The sequence below is a fragment of the Novilysobacter erysipheiresistens genome, from assembly GCF_036663935.1.
Taxonomy (GTDB): Bacteria; Pseudomonadota; Gammaproteobacteria; order Xanthomonadales; family Xanthomonadaceae; genus Novilysobacter; species Novilysobacter erysipheiresistens.
The window spans coordinates 1-3,177 of the sequence record NZ_JAXGFP010000017.1 but is presented as its reverse complement, the minus strand read 5'-3'; the positions used below and the strand labels follow the sequence as shown (position 1 = coordinate 3,177).

Below are 3,177 nucleotides of genomic sequence, written 5' to 3'. Positions count from 1 at the left end.
CATCGGCACCCGGTCTGCACGCTGCGGGTCGGCTTAATTCCGGCGTTAGGCGCTCACATGGCATGGATAGATAACATAGACAGTCTCTACGACTTCATTGGCCTAGTTGTGCTTAGCGCACCAGACCAGTTCCGCAATCCAGATTTTCTTGCACAGGATGACGTCCTCGATCTTAATCGAGCGTTCGTCCAACTGCACAACGGTATTTCGTTTGTAGTGCGGGACTTCCCTGACGCTGATAGTGGTGGCCGCCTTAGCAATGTCCTTGACGAGGCACTGGCCATGTACAAAGCAGGCAACACGCAAGGTGGGGCTCATCGCCTGCAAGACTTCCAAGATCTAATATTCAAGGCTCCGGCGTGAGTCGGCGCCTAACAATTCGTTCAAGCCGAACCTGCTTCGCTACACCAACAACATGGCAGGTAAAGCTTGCCATGTTGCCGGCTACGCTACGCAGGTCGGCTTAACTCAGGCGTTAGGCCCCCATCAGACATGGCTGAGTACCGTTACAACCAGGAAGATCGTATTGGCCAGCTGAGGGATTTGGAGGTGGCTCTTGCCGCCTTGATCCCACTTGCGAGAAGGCTGAATCTTCGTCATCTACCGCAGTACGAGGGGGCATTGGAGTGCACCCGAACGCTCCTTGCACATGGCTTCACTCAGGCCGAACTCTCAGATTTGGCTCGGCAAGTCCCTGACGTTTGGGTGCGCCACAAAGACTGGTTGCCTCCGCTAGAAAAGCGTCCAGATGGCACATGGCAAGAGCCTCCGTGGTTCCCGGAACTCGAAGCAAAGTTGCGGCCGGCGCTCTCGGCTGCGTGGATGTTATCCATGGTTGGGTACTACTAGGGTGGNAAGACTGGTTGCCTCCGCTAGAAAAGCGTCCAGATGGCACATGGCAAGAGCCTCCGTGGTTCCCGGAACTCGAAGCAAAGTTGCGGCCGGCGCTCTCGGCTGCGTGGATGTTATCCATGGTTGGGTACTACTAGGGTGGGCCTAACAATTCGTTCAAGCCGAACTTGCTTCGCTACACCAACAACATGGCAGAAGAAGCTTGCCATGTTGTTGGCTCCGCTACGCAAGTCGGCTTAACTCAGGCGTTAGGCGCCACGGGGAGATGAGTGGATGTCGGAGAAACAGCAACCCGATCCGTGGCCGTTTGTGTGGTTGCGAAATGGAGCCTTTAGCGCTTGGTTCGCTTGGATCGAATGGCTCGGTCTAACTGCCGCTCTCATCGCCGCATCTCTTAAGACCAAGGGCTCCCTGGTAGGCTTGCCCATTGCTGTACTCGCAATCCTGTCTACTTGGTTCGTCTTCTGTTCCGGCATCGCTGGGTTTACGGACTTTCTAGCCACTCGGCTCGCCGGGCTCGGTATCTCGTCCACCCTTCATCGCTTGGTCGGCATTGTGGCAAGTGGCGTCATCACCTGTGCCGTTTTGTGGTCTCTTGTCTCAGCAATCATGGCGCTGCTACCGGGTGGCGCCTAACAATTCGTTCAAGCCGAACTTGCTTCGTTACACCAAACACATGGCAGCAAAAGCTTGCCATGTGTTTGGCTCCACTACGCAAGTCGGCTTAACTCAGGCGTTAGGCCTCACACCAACATGCGCTCGCTGACCAAGGATCAACTGCAACTCACCTCGGCGTCCGTCGACTTGCCGGAGAGCCGTCGGATTGTTTTGCTTGAGATAGGCGGTCGCAGGGACATCCCTCCCCAAGAACACAATGCCAACGTGTACTGCATCGATCCTATCGGGCACGTTTACTGGCAAATTCAGGCGGCGCCTGGGCTACTAGAGCGTGACTCATTCGTTTGGGTGGAGCGACGAGATGACGGCAGCATTTGGGCGGGCCGCTTCTTTGGCAATGAGTACGTTCTGGACACCGCAACAGGCAATGCTCAGCTTGTGGGGTGGAGCAAGTGAGCCCTAACAATTCATTCAAGCCGAACCCGCTTCGTCGCTTCGTTCAAATGTGTCGTTGTCCCATTGCACCACCTCACCGGCTTGCACGCTGCGGGTCGGCTTAATTCAGGCGTTATGCATTGTGTGGCGGAGAACTCTGCATCGGCTTGTCTCCTTCGGCCACAACGTCCGTGTGTGTAGTTAGCCGCGGCCTGATCGCACGCCGGCGCCGGGCGGCAGGACTTCGGGCGGGGGCGTCACATCCCGCCCTCCTCGCTTCGGCAAGTTGGCCTGGCTTGCAGTTCGCAGCGCAATCATTCGGGAGCCATCTTCGGGTACATCGGCGCGGCAAACTGCTACTGTTTCGGCTCACGGCGGGGTTCCGGGGCGGGCGTCTTGCAGTGTTTGCCAGCAACCGGGGCCACACCGCATAACAAGTCATTCAAGCCGAACCCGCTTCGTCGCTTCGTTCAAATGTGTCGTTGTTAAACTGCAACAACTCACCTGCTTGCGCGTTGCGGGTCGGCTTAATTCCGGCGTTAGGCCCTACGTTGAAGTATCCCGTCACTCAAACAGCACATCCTCATGCGCCGTGGAGCAAGCGGCTTCTGGAGTGGCTTACTGGCTTTGGCTTCGTCTTCACTTTGGCTTTCGCGCTGATTGCCTTAGCTCTCGCACTCTTTGGCAGCAACTACTCTCTCGGTTTGAGTGGGTTCTGTGGGGGAGTCATCGCTCTGTACTGGGCAAGCTGGCACTCCAAGCGCAGTTCGCTGTGGCTCATCGCAGGAGTTCCAGGCTTCCTTTTATTCGTAGGGTCAGCGCTTGTGGTTCTCTGGCGTATGGCCTAACAGTTCGTTCAAGCCGAAACTGCTTCGTTACACCAAAGGCATGGCAGAAAAAGCTTGCCATGCCTTTGGCTCCACTACGCGGTTCGGCTTAACTCAGGCGTTAGGCCGCACAAGCAGCAACGGTTCTTTGCTTGGGCAGCAGCGGCTTGCAACTCGTCGCGCTACCGGCTCTTCTGGTCCATCGCGTTTGCAGCGCCCTCGCCCTTCGGCAGGTTGTCGTGAGAGTTCGCGCAGGGCTGCGCGGCTGGCTTCTCGCTCGGCCGGTTCATCGCGTCGTGCGGTTCCTGGCGGTGCAGGTTCTCGGCGCGCAGGTACGGTTGTCACCGCAGCTTCGTGCAGAAGGCTTCGTCGCGCTCGGGCCTTCATCGGGGTACAGTGCGGCCTAACAATTCGTTCAAGCCGAAACTACTTCGTTACACCAAAG

At 57.1% G+C, this 3,177-nt stretch carries 2 protein-coding genes; both read left to right on the top strand.

Annotated elements, in window-relative coordinates; all coding sequences use genetic code 11:
* Positions 1 to 363: hypothetical protein (locus SNE34_RS14730; RefSeq protein WP_332618375.1), on the top strand; the 363-nt coding region annotated here is incomplete at its 5' end.
* 1,242 nt (positions 364 to 1,605) lie between these two features.
* Positions 1,606 to 1,926, top strand: a complete 321-nt coding sequence (locus tag SNE34_RS14725; RefSeq protein ID WP_332618374.1) for a DUF7957 family protein — start codon at positions 1,606 to 1,608, stop codon at positions 1,924 to 1,926.
* Positions 1,927 to 3,177 lie beyond the last annotated feature (1,251 nt).

Excerpts from the sequence above, each read along its gene's own strand:
- SNE34_RS14725 (WP_332618374.1), top strand. The coding sequence starts at position 1,606 with ATGCGCTCGCTGACCAAGGATCAACTGCAACTCACCTCGGCGTCCGTC.